18 protein-coding genes and 1 pseudogene are annotated in these 19,407 nt (G+C 68.5%); 17 read left to right on the forward strand and 2 right to left on the reverse strand.

Annotated elements, in window-relative coordinates; genetic code table 11:
- The first annotated feature begins 111 nt into the window (after positions 1-111).
- Together ACX40P_RS02165 and ACX40P_RS02170 are read left to right on the forward strand one after the other, a co-directional pair.
- Positions 112-1,275 (forward strand): phospholipase D-like domain-containing protein, encoded by a 1,164-nt coding sequence (locus ACX40P_RS02165; protein WP_459125216.1) that lies wholly within the window; start codon positions 112-114, stop codon positions 1,273-1,275.
- Positions 1,272-2,159 (forward strand): ROK family protein, encoded by an 888-nt coding sequence (locus ACX40P_RS02170; RefSeq protein WP_459124644.1) that lies wholly within the window; start codon positions 1,272-1,274, stop codon positions 2,157-2,159. The genes ACX40P_RS02165 and ACX40P_RS02170 overlap by 4 nt, the downstream gene beginning before the upstream one ends.
- Here ACX40P_RS02170 and fghA read toward each other — a convergent pair.
- Positions 2,143-2,985, reverse strand: a complete 843-nt coding sequence (fghA, locus tag ACX40P_RS02175) for an S-formylglutathione hydrolase (protein ID WP_459124645.1) — start codon at positions 2,983-2,985, stop codon at positions 2,143-2,145. The two genes, ACX40P_RS02170 and fghA, sit on opposite strands and share 17 nt — an antisense overlap.
- A gap of 36 nt (positions 2,986-3,021) precedes the next feature.
- On the opposite strand from fghA, the gene ACX40P_RS02180 reads away from it, so the two are divergent.
- The 8 genes from ACX40P_RS02180 to ftsH all read left to right on the forward strand — a co-directional run bounded on the left by ACX40P_RS02180 (position 3,022) and on the right by ftsH (position 13,934).
- Complete coding sequence (locus ACX40P_RS02180) at positions 3,022-4,266, forward strand: putative DNA modification/repair radical SAM protein (RefSeq protein WP_459124646.1); 1,245 nt, start codon at positions 3,022-3,024, stop codon at positions 4,264-4,266.
- 63 nt (positions 4,267-4,329) lie between these two features.
- Positions 4,330-4,815: a hemerythrin domain-containing protein gene (locus tag ACX40P_RS02185; RefSeq protein ID WP_459124647.1), complete on the forward strand. Its 486-nt coding sequence runs from the start codon at positions 4,330-4,332 to the stop codon at positions 4,813-4,815.
- Between the two features lie 163 nt (positions 4,816-4,978).
- Complete coding sequence (locus ACX40P_RS02190) at positions 4,979-6,361, forward strand: UdgX family uracil-DNA binding protein (RefSeq protein ID WP_459124648.1); 1,383 nt, start codon at positions 4,979-4,981, stop codon at positions 6,359-6,361.
- A gap of 194 nt (positions 6,362-6,555) precedes the next feature.
- Positions 6,556-8,832 carry a phosphoenolpyruvate--protein phosphotransferase gene (gene ptsP, locus ACX40P_RS02195; protein ID WP_459124649.1) on the forward strand — a complete coding sequence of 759 codons (2,277 nt, stop codon included), beginning with the start codon at positions 6,556-6,558 and terminating at the stop codon, positions 8,830-8,832.
- 105 nt (positions 8,833-8,937) lie between these two features.
- Entirely contained in the window at positions 8,938-9,789 is an 852-nt protein-coding gene (locus tag ACX40P_RS02200; protein WP_459124650.1) for a helix-turn-helix domain-containing protein, read from the forward strand.
- A gap of 73 nt (positions 9,790-9,862) precedes the next feature.
- On the forward strand, positions 9,863-10,810 hold the full coding sequence (locus ACX40P_RS02205) for a hypothetical protein (RefSeq protein WP_459124651.1): 948 nt from the start codon (positions 9,863-9,865) through the stop codon (positions 10,808-10,810).
- 4 nt (positions 10,811-10,814) lie between these two features.
- A complete protein-coding gene (tilS, locus tag ACX40P_RS02210; protein ID WP_459124652.1) occupies positions 10,815-11,897 on the forward strand; it encodes a tRNA lysidine(34) synthetase TilS in 1,083 nt (360 codons plus the stop codon).
- Positions 11,898-11,963: 66 nt separating this feature from the next.
- Positions 11,964-13,934 carry an ATP-dependent zinc metalloprotease FtsH gene (gene ftsH / locus ACX40P_RS02215; protein WP_459124653.1) on the forward strand — a complete coding sequence of 657 codons (1,971 nt, stop codon included), beginning with the start codon at positions 11,964-11,966 and terminating at the stop codon, positions 13,932-13,934.
- A 355-nt stretch (positions 13,935-14,289) separates the two neighbouring features.
- Here ftsH and ACX40P_RS02220 read toward each other — a convergent pair whose 3' ends face one another.
- Complete coding sequence (locus ACX40P_RS02220; RefSeq protein ID WP_459124654.1) at positions 14,290-15,408, reverse strand: DUF3667 domain-containing protein; 1,119 nt, start codon at positions 15,406-15,408, stop codon at positions 14,290-14,292.
- 72 nt (positions 15,409-15,480) lie between these two features.
- Between ACX40P_RS02220 and ACX40P_RS02225 the strand changes: the two genes are divergently transcribed.
- The 7 genes and pseudogenes from ACX40P_RS02225 to rsfS all read left to right on the forward strand — a co-directional run bounded on the left by ACX40P_RS02225 (position 15,481) and on the right by rsfS (position 19,407).
- A complete protein-coding gene (locus ACX40P_RS02225) occupies positions 15,481-16,731 on the forward strand; it encodes a glutamate-5-semialdehyde dehydrogenase (RefSeq protein ID WP_459124655.1) in 1,251 nt (416 codons plus the stop codon).
- 132 nt (positions 16,732-16,863) lie between these two features.
- A pseudogene (locus tag ACX40P_RS02230) lies at positions 16,864-17,097 on the forward strand (aldo/keto reductase); the annotation flags it as partial.
- A 109-nt stretch (positions 17,098-17,206) separates the two neighbouring features.
- The gene (locus ACX40P_RS02235) at positions 17,207-17,824 is read left to right on the forward strand and encodes an aldo/keto reductase (RefSeq protein WP_459124656.1); all 618 of its coding nucleotides are present in this window, start codon (positions 17,207-17,209) and stop codon (positions 17,822-17,824) included.
- Between the two features lie 31 nt (positions 17,825-17,855).
- Complete coding sequence (locus ACX40P_RS02240) at positions 17,856-18,101, forward strand: hypothetical protein (RefSeq protein ID WP_459124657.1); 246 nt, start codon at positions 17,856-17,858, stop codon at positions 18,099-18,101.
- 3 nt (positions 18,102-18,104) lie between these two features.
- Entirely contained in the window at positions 18,105-18,389 is a 285-nt protein-coding gene (locus ACX40P_RS02245; protein WP_459124658.1) for a type II toxin-antitoxin system RelE/ParE family toxin, read from the forward strand.
- On the forward strand, positions 18,386-19,018 hold the full coding sequence (locus ACX40P_RS02250; RefSeq protein WP_459124659.1) for a nicotinate-nucleotide adenylyltransferase: 633 nt from the start codon (positions 18,386-18,388) through the stop codon (positions 19,016-19,018). Before ACX40P_RS02245 ends, ACX40P_RS02250 begins: the two co-directional genes overlap by 4 nt.
- A gap of 2 nt (positions 19,019-19,020) precedes the next feature.
- Entirely contained in the window at positions 19,021-19,407 is a 387-nt protein-coding gene (gene rsfS / locus ACX40P_RS02255) for a ribosome silencing factor (RefSeq protein ID WP_459124660.1), read from the forward strand.

The raw sequence follows: 19,407 nt of genomic DNA on the forward strand, positions 1-19,407 counted from the left end.
CCTTAAGCGGTAATCGAGTGTCCGGGAAAGGGCGGGCGATTAGGCGGGACGGCGCGCAAAGTCAAGGAAACCGGCTTGCCCAGCCGGGCGGGGACAGGCACATCGCGCGGCATGGACGTGCCGCCGCCACCACAGCCGAGCTTTACCGTGGACGGCAACGCGCTGACGTTGCTCGACACCGGCCCGCGACGGTTCGACGCGCTGATCGCGCTGATCGATGGCGCGACCGAGAGTTTGCGGGTGCTGTTCTACATTTATGTCGCCGATCATGTCGGCCGCCGGGTGCGCGACGCGCTGATCGCCGCGCGGCAGCGGGGCGTGCGCGTGTCGCTGACGATTGACGGGATGGGCAGCGAGCCCGCCGCGCGCGACGAGTTCTTCGCGCCGCTGGCCGCCGCCGGCGCCGATGTCTGCCAGTTCATCCCGCGCCTCGGCCGCCGCTATCTGGTGCGCAACCACCAGAAGCTGGCGATCGCGGATGGCTGCACCGCGATCATCGGCGGGTTCAACGTGCAGGACAGCTATTTCGGGACGGTCGGCGACGGCGCGTGGCGCGATCTGGGGCTGCTGGTCGACGGGCCCGCGGTGGCGCGGCTGACCGGCTATTACGATGCGCTCAACGGCTGGATGCACCGACCGAAGGCGAAGATGCGTGCGCTGCGCCGCTTGCTGCGCGAATGGAGCGAGCCCGAGGGCCGGACCCGCTGGCTGTTCGGTGGCCCCACCCGGCGGCTGAGCCCATGGGCGAAGGTGGTGCGCGAGGACATGCGCCGCGCTGATCGTACCGACCTGATTGCCGGATACTTCGCGCCGAGTCCGCAGATGCTGCGGCGGCTGGACCGCGCCGGTATCCGGGGCAAGGTGCGGATCGTGCTGCCGTCGAAGACCGATCATGGCGCGGCGCTGTGGGCATCGCACTTCACCTATGCCGGCCTGCTGAAGAAGGGCGTCGAGATCTACGAATATCAGCCGACCAAGCTGCATACCAAGCTCTACGTCGTCGACGATGTCGTCCATATCGGTTCGGCCAATTTCGACATGCGCAGCCTGTTCCTCAACCTCGAACTGATGCTGCGGATCGACGACGCGCCTTTCGCCGCGCACGTCCGCGCCTATTTCGAGGGCGAGATGGCGCAATCGGAACGGATCACGCTGGCGCTGGAGCGCGAGCGCACGACGTGGTGGATGCGCGTGAAGCAGGTGGGGGCCTATTTCGTGATGGCGGTGCTCGATCCCAGCGTGTCGCGACGGCTGAACTTCGGGGATGAGAGATGATTGCCGGACTGGAACTGGGCGGCACCAAGTGCGTGGCGCTGTTGGGCGACGGGCCGGAGCGGATCATGGAGCGCGTGACCGTGCCGACCACCGATCCCGAGACGACGCTCGCCGCGCTGGAGGCCGCGCTCGACGGCTGGCGGTTCGACGCAATCGGCATCGCTTCGTTCGGTCCGCTCGACCTCGCGCCCGACAGCGCCGCCTATGGCGCGATGGCCAGCACGACCAAGCAGGGGTGGAGCGGCACGAGCATCCACGCGCGCATCGCCGAACGCTATGCCGTGCCGGTCGCGATAGAGACCGACGTCGTCGGCGCCGCGCTGGCGGAAGGGCGGTGGGGCGCGGCGGCGGGGCTCGCCGACCACATCTACGTCACGATCGGCACCGGCGTGGGCATCGGCGCGATCGTCGGCGGGCGTCCGGCCGGCGGCGTCGCGCATGGCGAGGCGGGACATATGCGGATCGCGCGGGCGCGGGGCGACAGCTTCACCGGCTGGTGCCATTTCCACGGCGATTGCGTCGAGGGGCTGGTGTCCGGGCCGGCGCTTGCGCTGCGCACGGGCATATCGGGGGCGGCTATTCCGCGCGACCATCCGGTGTGGGGGGATGTCGCGCATGACATCGCGATGCTGTTCCACAACCTGGTGCTGACGCTGGCGCCGGCGCGCATCGCGCTGGGCGGCGGCATCCCGACCGCGCGGCCCGAACTCTTCCCGATGATCCGCGCGCGGCTGGCCGAGAGTCTGGCGGGTTATGGAATGTTCGGGCGCTATGCCGCGGAGCTCGACGAGCGGCTGGGGCCGCCGGGGCTGGGCGACATGGCCGGACCGCTGGGGGCGATCGCGGTGGGGACGACGGCGCGAAACCCTATCGCAACCGCTTAGCATGCCACGCGACATGGTCCGCCATGAAGGTCGAGATGAAGTGATAGCTGTGGTCGTACCCCGGCTGCATGCGTAGCGTCAGCGGGATGCCGGCGCGCTCGCAGGCGGCCTGTAGCAATTCGGGCTTCAGCTGATCGGCGAGGAAGCTGTCCGCCTCGCCCTGATCGACCAGCAGCTCCGCCAGGCGCGCGCCATCGTCGATCATCGCGCAGGCGTCGTAGGCGCGCCAGTCGCCGCGATCCGGCCCAATGTAGCCGCCCAGCGCCTTCTCGCCCCACGCACAGTTCAGCGGCGAGGCGATCGGCGCGAAGGCCGAAACACTGCGGAAGCGGTCGGGGTTGCGGAGCGCAATCGTCAGCGCGCCATGGCCGCCCATCGAATGGCCGGTGATCGACTGACGCGCCATGTCGGCGACCGGGAATTGCGCCGCGATCAGCGCGGGAAGTTCGTCTTCGATATAGCTGCGCATGCGGAAGTTCGCGCGCCATGGTTCCTGCGTCGCATCGACGTAGAAACCCGCGCCCTGCCCGAAATCCCACGCGTCGTCGTCGGGCACGCCCTCGCCCCGCGGCGAGGTGTCCGGCGCGATGAAGATCACGCCGGTGTCCGCGCAGGCGCGGCGATACTCGCCCTTGTCGGTGACGTTGGCGTGGGTGCAGGTCAGCCCGGAGAGATACCACAGCACCGGCAACCGCGCGCCGTCGTCGTGCGGCGGCACGTAGACGCTGTACATCATCTTCGTGCCCGTCGTCTCGGACGCATGGGCATAGACCCCCTGCACGCCGCCGAAGGCCTTGCTTTCGCTGACTGTTTCCGGTGCCGTCACTGGACTCTCCGCCTATGAGAACGTATATGGAACGCGATGGCCCAGCTCGACGTCCGCGAAAAGCTCGCGATCCTTGCCGATGCGGCGAAATACGACGCGTCCTGTGCCTCTTCGGGTACGTCTAAACGCACGTCGCTGGGTGGCAAGGGCATCGGTTCGACCGAGGGATCGGGCATCTGCCACGCCTATGCGCCCGATGGCCGCTGCATCAGCCTGCTGAAGATACTGCTCACCAACAGCTGCATCTTCGATTGCCATTACTGCATCAACCGCAAGAGCTCGAACGTCCGCCGCGCGCGCTTCACCGCGCAGGAGGTGGTGGATCTGACGCTCAGCTTCTACCGCCGCAACTATATCGAGGGGCTGTTCCTGTCGTCGGGCATCATCGCCACATCGAACTATACGATGGAGCAGATGGTCGAGGTGGCGCGCTGCCTGCGCGAGGATCACGACTTCCGCGGCTACATCCATCTGAAGACGATTCCGGATGCCGATCCCGAACTGGTGCATCAGGCCGGGCTGTATGCCGATCGCGTGTCGATCAACGTCGAGCTGCCGACCGTCGGCGGGCTGAAGCGGCTGGCGCCCGAGAAGGACAATGCCCGGATCGAGGGCGCGATGGCGGACACGAAGACCGCAATCATCGATACGAAGGACGCGCGGAAGAAATATCGCTCCGCGCCGAAGTTCGCTCCCGCCGGGCAGTCGACGCAGATGATCGTCGGTGCTGACGCCGCGACCGACAGTGATATCGTCGGCAAGGCGGCCAGCCTCTACGACCGCTTCTCGCTGCGCCGCGTCTATTATTCAGCGTTCAGCCCAATCCCGGAAGCGTCGTCGGTGCTGCCTTTGAAGCGGCCGCCGCTGATGCGCGAGCACCGGTTGTACCAGTCGGACTGGCTGATGCGCTTCTACGACTATTCGGCGGCAGAAGTGGCGTCGGCGGCGGATGCGCAGACCGGCATGCTGCCGCTCGATATCGATCCGAAGCTCGCCTGGGCGCTGAAGTTTCGCGAGAGCTTTCCCGTCGACGTGAACCGCGCGCCGCGCGAGATGCTGCTGCGCGTGCCGGGGCTGGGGACGAAGGCGGTGGCGGCGATCCTGACGTCGCGGCGCTGGCGGCGGCTGCGGCTCGACGATGTCGCGCGACTGACGGTGTCGGTGGCGAAGGTGCGGCCGTTCATCGTCGCGGAGGACTGGCGCCCGGTGCTGCTGTCCGACCGCGCCGACCTGCGCCCCGTCGTTGCGCCGAAGCGTGAGCAGATGGAGCTGTTCGCGTGAGAATGATTCGCGGGTGAAACATCCGCCTGCCCTTACCGGTTTGCCGCCGCGAAGGAGACGATAATGGCCCTTGCCCAGATCTACCGTGACCTGATCGCGGATCACGACAAGCAGCGCGGCATGCTCAAGGAACTGGGCGAGCTGCGTGGTGATACGAAGAAGCGCAAGTCGCTGTTCGAGGACTTCCGGCTGGAACTGCAAAGCCATGCCGCTGCCGAGGAGGAATCGCTTTACGCCACGATGCTCGGCAATCCCGAACTGCGCGACGACGCGCGCCATTCGGTCAGCGAGCACAAGGAGGTCGACGACCTGCTGGGCGAGATGATGGACCTCGATTTCGGCGGCGACGAATGGGAGGAGAAATTCCACCACATGCGCCACCGCTACCTCCACCATATCGAGGAGGAAGAGGAGGAGATGTTCCCGGCGGCGACCAAGGAACTCGATGACGCGACCGAGGCGCAGCTCGCCGAGACCTATGAGGAACGCAAGCCCGAGGAACTCGAACTGGCGAAGGCGAACCCACCAGGTGGTGACGAGCGGGAGTGACTGAAATCCTCCCTTGGAAGGGGAGGGGGACCGCCGCAGGCGGTGGAGGGGGCGTGCCGCAGGCGGTGGAGGGGGCGTGCCGCAGGCGGTGCGTCCGCAGAAGCCCCCCTCCACCACCGGCTGCGCCGGCGGTCCCCCTCCCCGTGCCGGGGAGGATCTTTAAATGCGCCTAGCCACCCTATCCACCGAGGACGATTTCGACGGCTGGCGCGACGCCGCGCGCAATCTTGCCGCCGCGCGGGTGCCGCCGGAGGAAGTCGTCTGGCAGGTCGGCGAAACCCCGGCGGACCTGTTCGGCGACGAGGCGATCGTCGAGACCCACGCTCCCGCCTTCCGCGTCCCACGCCCCTTCGTCGATCTCGCCCGCACGGTGGCGTTGCATGCCGACCCGCAGCGGTTCGCGCTGCTCTACACGGCGCTCACCCGCTTGCTGGCGCAGCCCAAGCTGGTCGACGACCGCGCCGATCCGCTGATGCGCAAGCTCGACGAGATGGCGAAGGCGGTGCGGCGCGACATCCACAAGATGCGCGCCTTCGTCCGCTTCCGCGAGGTCGCCGACGACGACGGCACCCGCTACGTCGCGTGGTTCGAACCCGAGAACCATATCGTGCGCGAGAATGCGCGCTTCTTCGTCAACCGCTTCACGACGATGCGCTGGTCGATCCTGACGCCGGCGGTCTCAGTCCACTGGGACGGCGAGACGCTGTCCGAAGGGCCCGGCGCGACCAAGGTCGATGCACCCGAGGGCGATCCGATCGAGGATGTCTGGAAGACCTATTACGCCTCCATCTTCAATCCCGCCCGGCTGAAGGTCGGCGCGATGCTGAAGGAGATGCCGCGCAAATATTGGAAGAACATGCCCGAGACCGCGCTGGTCGCCGGGCTGGTGGCGGGCGCGCAGGCGCGGGAGGTGGCGATGATCGAGACGGCGCGGACGGCCCCGGCCAGCAACAGCGCGGGCGCTTGGGCGGCGCTGCGCGAGGAGGCGATGGGCTGCACCCGCTGCGACCTCCACCGCCACGCCACGCAGACCGTGTTCGGCGAGGGGCCGGTCGATGCGCGCATGATGTTCGTCGGCGAACAGCCCGGCGATCAGGAGGATCTAGCCGGCCACCCCTTCGTCGGACCCGCCGGACAGGTGTTCGACCGCGCGATGGGAGAGGCGGGGATCGACCGCACGACCGTCTACGTCACCAACGCGGTGAAGCATTTCAAGTTCGAGGCGCGCGGCAAGCGCCGCATCCACGCCAAGCCCGATGCCGGCGAGATCGAGGCCTGCCGCTGGTGGATCGAGCAGGAGCGTGCGATCCTGCGTCCGGACGTCACGGTCGCACTCGGCGCCACCGCCGCCCGATCGCTGCTCGGCCGCGTCGTCACGATCGGGCGCGAGCGCGGCAAGCCGGTCGCGCTGAAGGACGGCGGCACCGGATGGATCACTGTCCACCCGAGCTATCTGCTGCGCCTGCCCGACCAGGTGCAGGCGGCGGAGGAATATGCGCGGTTCGTGGAGGATCTGAAGGATGCGGCGAAGCTGGTGGCGGGTTAGGGGACGGCCCGACCTCCGTTCGCCCTGAGCTTGTCGAAGCCTGCCCTTCTTCGTCCCGCAGGCACCGTGGCCTGAAGAAGGACAGTGCTTCGACAGGCTCAGCACGAACGGGGTGGGGTGGCCATTCCGGCGGAACGGCCGAAACGGCTCCCGTCCCGCTGGTCGCCGCGCGCCCGTTCTGATAGCCCTTCGCCATGCCGTTGACTGCCGCCGCCTCCGCCCGCGAAATCCTCGTCCGCCTGCATGATGTCATGGCGTCGCGCACCAGCGCGCAGGCGAAGCTGAACGCCGTGACCGAGATCGTCGCGGAGGGGCTGACGAGCGAGGTCGCGTCGATCTACCTGTTGCGCGAGGGCGTGCTGGAACTGTTCGCAACCTATGGCCTCGATCAGGGGGCGGTGCACGTGACCACGCTCGCTCTTGGAGAGGGACTGGTCGGCACGATCGCGCAGAACGTCGAGACGCTGAACCTGGACGAGGCGGCGTCGCATCCCGACTTCGCCTATCGTCCCGAAACGGGCGAGGACCGCTTCCACAGCTTCGCGGGCGTGCCGATCATCCGGCGCGAGCGCGCGGTGGGCGTGCTTGCCGTCCAGCATGTCGATCCGCGCCGCTACGACGATGTCGAGATCGAGGCGCTGCAGACGGTCGCGATGGTGCTGAGCGAGCTGATCGCCAACGCCGGCCTGATCGACGCCGCCAGCGCCAGCACCGAACGGACGCAATCGACCGCGACCGCGCGGGTGAAGGGGTTCAAGCTGGTCGACGGCATGGGCGCCGGCGTTGCCGTCTATCACCAGCCGCGCATCCATATCGAACACACCGTCGCCGAGGATACCGAGGCCGAGCGGCGGCGCGTCTACACCGCCTTCGACAAGATGCGCGATCAGATCGAGCGCATGCAGCAGCAGGCCGAATTCGGCGGCGGCGGCGAGCACGAAGAGGTGCTCGAGATGTACAAGATGTTCGCCTACGACGAGGGCTGGTCGCGGCGGATCAACGAGGCGATCGACAGCGGCCTGACCGCCGAAGCCGCGATCGAGCGCGTGCAGCAGCGCACGCGGATGCGGATGCGCGAGATCGACGATCCGTTGCTGCGCGAACGCATGCACGATCTGGAGGACCTGTCGAACCGGCTGATTCGCACCGTGTCGGGGCGCCTCGGCACCGCGGCGCAGATGGGGTTGCGCGAGGATTCGATCCTGATCGCGAAGAACCTCGGGCCGGCCGAGCTGCTGGAATATGACCGCCGCCGCCTGAAGGGCGTGGTGCTGGAGGAAGGATCGCTGACCGCGCACGTCATCATCGTCGCACGCGCGATGGGCGTGCCGGTGATGGGCCGCGCGAAGGGCATTAAGCGCGAGGTGGCGGAGGGCGATGCACTGCTGCTCGACGTCACGTCCGAGACGCTGTTCGTCCGCCCGACCCCGGCGATGGAGGAGGCGTTCGAGACGAAGCTGGCGCTGAGCCAGAAGCGCCGCGCCGCCTTCGCCGCGATGAAGCCGCTGCCGCCGGTGACGAAGGACGACCGTCGCATCACGGTGATGGTCAACGCCGGCCTGCGCGACGACGTGGCCGCGCTCGACCTGACCGGCGCGGACGGCATCGGCCTGTTCCGTACCGAGTTTCAGTTCCTGGTGTCGGCGACGATGCCGGCGCGTGAGCGGCAGCAGCGGCTGTACCGCGACGTGCTCGACAGCGCGGGTGATCGCCCGGTGGTGTTCCGCACGGTCGACATCGGTGGGGACAAGGCGCTGCCCTATCTCGAGCATGATGCCGATGGGCTGGAGGAAAATCCCGCGATGGGCTGGCGCGCGCTGCGGCTGGCGCTGGAGCGCGAGGGGTTGATGAAGGCGCAGGCCCGCGCGCTGCTGGAGGCGGCGGCGGGGCGGACGCTCAACGTGATGTTCCCGATGGTCAGCGAACCGTGGGAGTTCGATGCGGCAAAGGCGATCTTCGAGGCGCAGCGCGCCTTCCTGGCGGGTCGGGGCAAGAAGGTGCCGATCGGCATCCGCTATGGCGCGATGCTGGAGGTGCCGGCGCTGGCCGAGGTGCTCGACATATTGTTGCCGAAGCTCGACTTCCTGTCGATCGGCACCAACGACCTGACGCAGTTCCTGTTCGCCGCCGATCGCGCGCACCCGAAGCTCGCGCTGCGTTACGACTGGCTCAGCCCGGCGATCCTGCGCTTCATCGCGCGGGTGGTGCGGGAGTGCCGCGCGGCGGGCGTGCCTGTCACCGTCTGCGGCGAGATGGGCGGGCGGCCGCTGGAGGCGATGGCGCTGATCGGCATCGGCATCGAACGCCTGTCGATCACCCCGGCCGCGGTCGGCCCGATCAAGGCGATGGTGCGCAGCCTCGATGCCGGCGCCGCGACGACCGTGCTCGCCGAATTGCTGGCCCATCCGCCGGCCGACATGCGCGTCGCGCTGTCCGACTGGGCGGGGGCGCATGGCGTCGAGCTGGAGTAAACGGGCGCCGTTCTGCGCCGCACCATCGTTGACACGGAGACTGCGGCGGGAGAGACAGGCGTCAGGTGTGCGTGCGTATGTGCTGGGCCGGGCGTGGAGCAGAAGATGAGCGACAGCGAAGCGAGCGACATCCGGCCGGACGCACCGTCGCGACCTGGTGAGGCGCTTCGTGCCGCGCGGGAGGCCCGCGATTTCGATCTTGGCGAGATCGCGCAGCGCACCCGTGTGCCGCAGCGGCATCTGGAATCGATCGAGGCGGGGCGCTACTCCGACCTGCCATCAATGACCTACGCCATCGGCTTCGGCCGCGCCTATGCGCGCGCGATCGGGCTGGACGAGGTCGCTATCGCCCGCGACATCCGCGCGGAGATCGCCAACAGCTGGGATCGCCCCGGCGTGTCCGCCCCGGTCTACGAAGTCGAGGACGTCAGCCGCACGCCGTCGCGCGGGCTCGTCATGGGCGGCGTGGTCGTCGCGCTGCTGCTGTTGGCGGGCCTCTATCTTTTCTACGGCACCACCCTGTTCCGCGGCAACGGCAGCACGCCGGCCGACCCGGTGGTCGCCCAGCAGGCGCAGGCCCCCGCCGCGCCGGTCGCCGCGCCCACGCCCGCCGGTCCGCCGCAGGTCACGCTGACCGCCAACGACGAGGTGTGGGTGCGAATCTACGACGCCGCCGACACGACGCTGCTGATGAAGACGATGGCGCCGGGCGAACGCTACGACGTGCCGCCGGCCGCGACCGGTGTGAAGATCAACGTCGGTCGCCCGGACAAGCTGGCGATCACCGTCGGCGGGCAGGCGGTCGCGGCGCTGGGCGACGGCCGCGTGCCGCTGAAGAACGTCTCGCTCGCCGCCGCGGACCTGCGCGCGCGACAGGGCGCACCCGCCGCACAGCCGACCGCCGCGCCGCTGGTGGCCCCCGAAACCGCGACCGGCAACGCCGCCGGCACGCCGTGACGTGGCGCTGCCGTCTTGGCAGCGGGCGACGAAAGCTGCGATAGGGCGGCGCACAGGACTGTCGGGGATATGTATGCGTAGACTGGGTATCGCGGCGCTGGTCGTCGTCATGATGGGCGGCGCGATGCCGGCGGCGGCGCAGACCGTCGAAGGCCGCGTCGACCGGCTGGAGCGCGAGATGCGCGCGGTGCAGCGCAAGGTCTTCCCCGGCGGCACCGGCCAGACGGTGGAGGCGCAGATCACCGCGCCGACCCAGCCGGTCGAAATCCCCGGCACCCCCGCGGGCGGTGCCATCACCGACCTGACGGAACGTGTCAGCGCGCTCGAGACGAGCGTGCGCAGTGTGACGGGTCAGGTCGAGCAGGCGAGCTACCGCCTGCGTCAGCTGGAGGAGGCGTTCGCCGCCTATCGCCAGGCGACCGACACGCGGCTGAAGGCGCTGGAGAGTGCCGCCGCCCCGCTGGCCGCCGCGACCGATGTCGGTGCCGCGCCCGACGTGCTGCCCGGGCAGGTCGCCGCCAGCGGCAACACCGCCGCGCCGACCCGCCCGCGCCAGACGCGTCCCGCGCCCGTGGTCGAGACCGCTGCGGCCGAGCCGGTCGCCGGCGTCGAGCGGCCCTCGACCGGCGATGCCGCCGAGGACGGCTATACCTATGGCTATCGCCTGTGGAGCGCGAAGCAGTATCCCGAGGCTGCCGTCGCGCTGAAGGCCGTGGCCGACAAATATCCTCGCCACCGCCGCGCCAGCTTCGCGCAGAACCTGCTCGGTCGTGCCTATCTCGACGACGGCAAGCCCAGCCTCGCCAGCCTCGCCTTCTACGACAGCTACAAGAAGTGGCCCGAGGGCGAACGCGCGCCGGACAGCCTGTTCTATCTCGCGCAGGCGCTGGTGAAGCTGAAGAAGCCGGCCGGCGACGTGTGCAAGGTCTACACCGAGCTGACCGAGGTCTATGCGACGAAGCTGACCACCGCGATGAAGGCCGATATCGCGAAGGGCCGCGCCGCGCAGAAATGCGCCTGACGTCATGACGGCGGCCCCGCCATCCGCGGCGGTGGCGCGGTTTGCCGCCGATCTGACGGCGCTGGTGCCGCGGGCCGCGGACGGGATCATCGCCGTGGCCGTGTCGGGCGGGCCGGACAGCATGGCGATGCTCGCGCTCGCGGCGGCCGCCTGTCCCAGCCAGGTGATCGCAGCGACCGTCGATCATGGCTTGCGGGCCGAATCGGCGGCCGAAGCCACGCTGGTCGCGCGCTGGTGCGCCGATGCCGGCGTACCGCACGCGGCGCTCCACCCGCCGCGCGACTGGCAGCCCCGGAGCGTGCAGGCCGACGCCCGTGACATCCGCTACGCGCTGCTCGGCGACTGGGCGGTCGCGGCCGGGGCGGCGACGCTGCTGACCGCGCATCATGCCGACGATCAGGCCGAAACCTTCCTGATGCGCGCCGCGCGCGGCTCCGGCGTTTCCGGTCTGGCCGGAATCCGCGCATCATGGGCATGGGAACGGCGTCGCTGGCAGCAGGGGCGCAGTGCATCGGACCAGTCCTCTCCACCGTTCGGCCTGAGCGAAGTCGAAGGCGCCCCTCGTCATGACGCCAACGTCACGGTGGCCCGCCCCCTGCTCGGATGGACCCGTCGCGAGCTGGCCGCAGTCGTCGCGGCGACCGGCATGACCGTCATCCAAGACCCCAGCAACGCCGACACCCGCTTCGACCGCGTACGGATGCGCGACCATCTCCAGGGCGACACGCCGTTCGATGCGCTGGCACTGGCCGCCTCCGCCGCTGCCTGTGCGGAGGCCGATGCTGCGCTGACTGAGATGATGGCGGTGCTGCTTCGCGAGCGGACGCGCGAATCGAATGCCGCCGAGCGCGTCCACGACGTGGCCGATCTCCCACGCGAACTGCGCCGCCGCTTCGTGCGTGACGCGATCGGCTACGTCCGCGAGGTGAACGGCGTCTCAGAAGGCCGCTGGTCCGACGCCGCCAATGTCGAATCGCTGCTCAATGCCTTGAACGCGGGCGGGAAGGCGACGCTGGCCGGGGTGGTCGGTAGCGCGGACGGCGATCTATGGACGTTCGCCGCCGCTCCCCCGCGTCGATCATCATGATCGATCCTGTTCCATTGCCATTAACCTCTACCGGCCTACATTGAGGGCCGTGAAAGGTATCTCTGCATGAACGACAACGGCAAGCCGCGTCCCGAGGGCTCTGGCGGCCCGGGCAACAATCCGTGGATGAAGAGCCTGCTGATCTGGATCGCGATCCTGCTCGGCCTGGCGATCTTCGTGACGATGTTCGACGGGCGCACCGCGCCGGCCGCGGGCAGCACGATCCCCTATTCGACCTTCCTCGACAAGGTGAACGAGGGGTCGGTGAAGGACGTGAACGTCAGTCGCGAGCTGCTGACCGGCACGCTGACGTCGGGCGAGAAGTTCAAGAGCGTACCGCTCAACGACCCGACGCTGCTGCCGACGCTGCGCGAGAAGGGCGTGACCGTCGCCGCGCAGCCGGCCGAGACGAGCTCGGTGTGGCTGGTGCTGCTGTACCAGTCGCTGCCGTTCATCCTGTTCCTCGGCATCGCCTATTTCGTCATCCGCCAGATGCAGAAGAATTCGGGCGCCGGCGGGGCGATGGGCTTCGGCAAGTCGCGCGCGAAGATGCTGACGCAGAAGGAAGGTCGCGTGACCTTCGACGACGTCGCCGGCATCGACGAGGCGCGCGAGGAATTGCAGGAGATCGTCGAGTTCCTGAAGGATCCGACGAAGTTCGCGCGTCTGGGCGGCAAGATCCCGAAGGGTGCGCTGCTGGTCGGTTCGCCCGGCACCGGCAAGACGCTGCTCGCCCGCGCGATCGCGGGTGAGGCGGGCGTCCCGTTCTTCACCATCTCAGGCTCCGACTTCGTCGAGATGTTCGTGGGCGTCGGCGCCAGCCGCGTGCGCGACATGTTCGAACAGGCCAAGAAAAGCGCGCCGTGCATCGTCTTCATCGACGAAATCGACGCCGTCGGCCGCCATCGCGGCGCCGGTCTGGGCAATGGCAACGACGAGCGCGAACAGACGCTGAACCAGCTGCTGGTCGAGATGGACGGCTTCGACGCGACCGAGGGTATCATCATCGTCGCGGCGACCAACCGCCCCGACGTGCTCGATCCCGCGCTGCTGCGGCCGGGCCGCTTCGATCGCCGCGTGACGGTGCCGCTGCCCGATATCGAGGGCCGTCTGAAGATCCTCGAAGTCCATATGAAGAAGGTACCGGTGGCGCCCGACGTCGACGCGCGCACGCTGGCGCGCGGCACGCCGGGCATGGCGGGCGCGGATCTTGCCAATCTGGTCAACGAGGCGGCGCTGATGGCGGCGCGGCTGGGCAAGCGGCTGGTGTCGATGGCGCAGTTCGAGCTCGCCAAGGACCGCGTCATCATGGGCACCGAGTGGAAATCGCTCGTCATGACCGACGACGAGAAGCGGATGACCGCCTATCACGAGGCCGGCCATGCCGTAGTGCGCGTCCATACCCCGGCGTCGGACCCGATCCACAAGGCGACGATCATCCCGCGCGGCGGCGCGCTGGGCATGGTGGTGTCGATGCCGGAGCGCGACAACTACTCGTATCACCGCGACAAGATGTACGCCGATCTGGCGACCGTCATGGGCGGTCGCGTCGCCGAGGAACTGATCTTCGGCTATGAGAAGGTGTCGAGCGGCGCCAGCGGCGACATCAAGCAGGCGACCAAGCTCGCCCGCGCGATGGTGACGCAGTGGGGCATGTCCGAAAAGCTCGGCATGCTGATGTACGAGGAGCAGCAGGGCGAGACGTTCCTGGGCTATTCGCAGACCCAGCGGCACAATGTCTCGAACGAGACGGCGCTCGCGATCGACAGCGAGATCCGCGCGCTGGTCGATGGTGGCTATGAAAAGGCCAAGCAGGTGCTCTCCGACAACATCGAGCATCTGCATGCCGTCGCCAAGGCGCTGCTGGAGTTCGAGACGCTGACCGGCGACGAGATCAAGCGGCTGGTCGCGGGCGAGCCCATCGACCGCCAGGACCCGCTCGCCGCCGCCAATGCGGTGCCGGCCAGCGGCACGTCGATTCCCAAGACGCGGCGCCCCAAGGGTCCGTTCGGATCGCCGGCGCCTCAAGGCGCCTAAGCGAGCGATCCTTCGGTACTGATTAGGCCCTCTCGCATCCCGGTGCGGGAGGGCCTTTTCGATTCTGCTCGGTCCCCAGGCGGTGTTCGATCTTTCCATTCGTTCGTGCTGAGCGACGTCGAAGCACCTTTACGGAGAGCAGCCCTTCGACTTCGCTCAGGGCGAACGGGTGTGGGGTGGAGTCAGCTTGGGCACCAACCCCTCCTCCGTCGCCTGCGCCTTCGAAGCCTTTCCTGAGCGACTGCCGAAGGCAGGCAGTCGAAGGGGGCTGCTCTTCTTCGTGCCGCAAGCGTTACGTCACGAAGAAGAAAATCAGTGCTTCGACAAGCTCAGCACGAACGGTGTTGTGGAACCCTCAGTCCGCCACCCCCAGATACAGCAGCAACAGCGTGAACAGCATCGTCGTGATCCCGATGAAGTTCAGCAGCCAGAACAGCCGCCAGATCGTCCCCGCGCGGCTCAGGCCATAGGCGCCCTTCAGCTGACGATACATGTGCAGCGGCGGAATCAGCAGCCAGGCGAACAGGAGCAATGCTGCCGGCACGCCGACTGCCCCCAGCACCGCCAGCACGATCGTCAGCAGCGACATGAATGTCAGCGAATAGGTCGCGAAGATCGCGTGGTCGTACATGCCGACATCGCGCCGAAACGGGAACAGGATCCAGATGAACGGCAGCGATATCGGAATCAGCGCCCAGCTGAACTTATAGGCCGATGTCTTGATCTTGTAGAACAGCAGCTTGGGATTATCGCGGGCCATCCGCACCTTGTGCTCCAGCCAGTTGTCGTCGGCCGCCGGGTCGCCCGGCCCGCCGATGTCGAACGTCGTCGCCTTGGGCAGCAGTTGCTCGGCGCGGATCAGCTGGCGACGGCTTTCGCGGACCTCGACGATGCGCCGTTCCAGCCGCTGGATCTTGTCCGCGTCGGGCGCTTCGTCGGCACGCTCCCGCCGCAGCTCACCGACCTGATCGACCAGCGCCGCGTCGGCCTTCTTGCGCTGCTCCACGACCTTGTCGCGCGCCTGCGCCATGCCGCCGTTGAGGCCGGGCTTCAGCCACTCCTCGCCGCCGAAATTCCAACCGGGCAGGTTGGCGACGACTGCGAACATCAGGAACACCGAGAACAGGAACAGCGCGATCGGCGACACGAACTTCGCCCGCTCGCCGTGAACATAGCGGCGGGTGAGCTCTCCAGGGCGGAAGGCAAGCTTGGGCAGCGTCGACCAGAACCGCCCTTCGAAATGGAAGACGCCGTGCAAGATGTCATGGACGAACGCGCCGATGGTGCGATGGACATGGCCGTGCTGGCCGCAGGCGTGGCAATAGGGACCGGTCAACGCCGCGGCGCAATTGGCGCAGCTGCCCGACGCGTCATGTCCACTGGCGTCGACACGGTGCGACGCGGCGCGGTCCACCTCGCGCGCCAGGATGCCGCCCGCCGCGACGGTCCCCATCGTATCGATCGCATCGTCCATCTGCCAAATCCCCCTGCCGCCCTCATGCCGCAGCCGCCTTTTCCCGTCGATAGGCCATGCTAAAGGAAGCGCATGACGCAGACCGCCCAGCAGTTGATCGCCGACATGGGCGCCCGCGCCCGCACCGCCGCCGCCACGCTCGCCGCCATGCCGTCAGCGGCGAAGGCCCAGGCGTTGCGCGCCGCCGCCGACGCGCTGCGCGCCGCGGAGGGCGACATACTGGCCGCCAACGCCGCCGACGTGGCCGCGGCGGAGGCGAACGGCCTGTCGGGCGCGATGCTCGACCGGCTGCGGCTGGACCCGGCGCGGGTGGCGGCGATGGCGGCGGGGGTGGCGGCGATCGCCGACCTGGACGATCCGGTCGGCCGCACCATCGACGCGAGCGAGCGGCCCAACGGCCTGAAGCTGTCGCGCATCCGCGTGCCGATCGGCGTCATCGGCATCGTCTATGAAAGCCGTCCCAACGTCACCGCCGACGCGGGCGCGCTGGCGGCGATGGCGGGCAATGCCGCGATCCTGCGCGGCGGGTCGGAGGCCGCGCGATCGAACGCCGCGGTCCACGCCGCGCTGGTCGCCGGGCTGATGGCGGGCGGCATGCCGGCCGACGCGGTCCAGCTGGTGCCGACCACCGACCGCGCGGTCGTCGGCGCGATGCTGCAGGCCGATGGCGTGCTCGATCTGGTCGTCCCCCGCGGCGGCAAGGGGCTGGTCGCGCGGGTGCAGGCGGAGGCGCGGGTGCCCGTGCTCGCGCATCTCGACGGCATCAACCACGTCTATGTCGATCGCGCCGCCGATTTCGAGATGGCGCGGGGGATCGTTATCGACGCGAAGCTGCGCCGCACCGGCGTTTGCGGGGCGATGGAGACGTTGCTGATCCACCGCGACTGGCCGCATGTCGAGCCGCTGCTGCGCGCGCTGGCCGATGCCGGGTGCGAGCTGCGCGGGGACGGCGGCGTGACGGCGCTCGGCTATGCTGCCGCCACGCCCGCCGATTGGGACACCGAATATCTCGATGCCATCGCCTCGGTCGCGCTGGTCGACGGGCTGGACGACGTGCTCGCGCATATCGACGCGCACGGATCACAACATACCGACGCGATCGTGACGGAGGATGCAGCGACCGCGGAGGTGTTCCTTAATCGCGTCGATTCGGCGATCGTCATGTGGAACGCCTCCACCCAGTTCGCCGATGGCGGCGAATTCGGACTGGGCGCGGAGATCGGCATCTCGACCGGGCGGCTCCACGCGCGCGGTCCGGTCGCGCTGGAGGGGCTGACGACCTATAAATGGCAGGTCCGTGGGAGCGGGCAGGTGCGCGGCTGACGGCGGCGCCCTATCTTACCCACGACGTCGTTTCCGAAAGGCCTGCTCACCATGCGCTACAACCCCCTCGGCCGCACCGGCCTGTTCGTGTCCGAACTGTGCCTTGGCACCATGACCTTCGGCGGGGAGGGGATGTTCAAGGCGGTCGGTCAGGTGCAGCAGGCGGAGGCCGACGCGTTGCTGAAGACCGCGGTCGATGCCGGCGTGAACTTCGTCGACACCGCCAACGTCTATTCGAACGGCTTGTCAGAGGAGATCACCGGGCAGGCGATCCGCAACCTCGGCCTGCGGCGTGAGGACATCGTGCTGGCGACCAAGGTGTTGGGGCCGATGGGCGCGAGCGTGAACGCGCGCGGCGCATCGCGCGGCCATATCATGGACGAGGCGAAGGCGTCGCTGAAGCGGCTCGGCACCGATCATATCGACCCTCTACCAGATCCACGGCTGGGACGCCGCGACCCCGGTCGAGGAGACGGTGCGCGCGCTCGACGATCTCGTGCGGCAGGGGCATGTCCGCTACGTCGGCGTGTCGAACTGGGCCGCGTGGCAGATCGCCAAGGCGCTGGGCATCGCCGAGCGGACGGGTGCGAGCCGGTTCCAGTCGGTGCAATCCTATTACACCATCGTCGGTCGCGACCTGGAGCGCGAGGTGGTGCCGATGCTGACATCGGAAGGGCTCGGCCTGATGGTGTGGAGCCCGCTCGCCGGTGGCTATCTGTCGGGCAAGTATCGCGGCGGCATGGACCCGGAGGGGCGCCGCGCGAACTTCGATTTCCCGCCGGTCGACATGGTGCGCGGCGACACGGTGCTGGACGCGATGGATGGCATGGCGAAGGCCCGCGACGTCTCGATCGCGCGCATCGCCATCGCGTGGCTGCTGCACCAGCGCCACGTCAGCAGCGTGATCGTCGGCGCCAAGCGCGTCGAGCAGCTGGCCGACAACCTCGGTGCGATCGACATCACGCTGTCGGCCGACGAACTGGCGAGGCTGGACACGGCCAGCGCGCTGCCGCGCGAATATCCCGGCTGGATGATCGAGCGGCAGGGCGAGTATCGCCGCGGCGGCGTGGCGGGCGGGCCGCCCAAGGGTTGATGGGGGGCGGGGGCAGGTATAGGCTTGCGCCATGAACACGCCCGTCCGCCTCGCCGATTTGATCGACGCCGACACCATGGCGATGGTGAGCCGGCTCGCGGCGGAACGCGGGACGACCAGCGCCGCTTATGTCGTCGAGGCCGTTCAGCGTCTCGCCGATGAGGATGCCGCGCTGATGGCATCGCTCGAAGAGGCGGATCGTCAGATCGATCGTGGCGAATTCTATACGCAGGAAGATGTGGAACGCTGGCTGGCCGGGCTGGCGGCGGCTGCCTGATTGGTGCTGCCGATACGGTACGCCGCATCCGCGCGGCGCGATCTCGATGACATTCGCGACTATTTCACGGTGACCGATCCGGGAGCCACATTGGTGGTACTCGCCCGAATCGTTCGAGCGGCCCGCATTCTGGAGACGCCGCCGTTCGCCGGACCGAAGACGCTGCGCGGCGATCGTCGGAAGTGGCGTGTGCCGAAGACCCGCTACGTCATCTATTACCGGGTGTTCGACGACCACGTCCGCCTGCTCCGCATCGTGCACGGTGCACGGGCGGTCGCCGTTCCATGACCCGCACCGGCCTTCTCGGCGGCTCCTTCAACCCCGCCCACCGCGGGCACCGCGCGATCACGCTGGCGGCGATCGACGCGCTGGGGCTGGACGAGGCGTGGTGGTTGGTGTCGCCGGGTAACCCGCTGAAGGACGGTGCGCGCGACATGGCGCCGCTCGCCGCGCGGCTGGCGTCGGCGCGGCGGATGGCGCGGCGGGCGCCGATCCGCGCGACCGCAATCGAGGCGCGACTCGGCACGCGCTATACCATCGACACGCTCCGCCGACTGAAGGCGCGCTATCCCAAGCGGCGCTTCGTCTGGCTGATGGGGGCGGACAATCTGGCGTCGTTCCACCGGTGGAAGGCGTGGCGCGCCATCGCGCGGGAGATGCCGATTGCGGTCATCGCCCGTCCGGGGTATGACGGCACCGCCCTCGCAGGTCCGGCGATGGGCTGGCTGCGGCGCTGGGTTCGGCCTGCGGCTACGGCGAAACACTGGACCGACTGGAGTCCGCCGGCGCTCGTGCTGTTGCGCTTTCGACCCGATCCGACGTCCGCGACGCAGCTGCGCGCGGTTCACCCCGACTGGGCGCTGCATGGTGCGGCCCCGCGGATCTCGCCCCCTTCCCCCGAACCGATTCCGGAGTAACCTTGGCCACGCAACCGCATGTCGCACGCGCATCCGACCCGCAAGAAAGCGAGGCGCTGCATCGTCTGATCCTCTCGAGCCTCGACGACGATCAGGCGGTCGAAACCGTGTCGATCCCGCTGGCCGGCAAATCCAGCATCGCCGACTATATGGTCGTCGCCTCCGGCCGCTCGACGCGGCAGGTCGCGTCGATGGCAATAAAGCTCGCCGAGCGGATCAAGGCCGAGTTCAAGGTGATCGCGCGGATCGAGGGGCTGCCGAACGCCGACTGGGTGCTGGTCGATGCGGGCGACGTGATCGTCCACCTGTTCCGCCCCGAGGTCCGCAGCTTCTACAATCTGGAGCGCATGTGGTCGTTCGGCGACGCGCCGGGCAGCGAGGCGAACTAA

The organism is Sphingomonas sp. RS2018 (genome assembly GCF_054489605.1).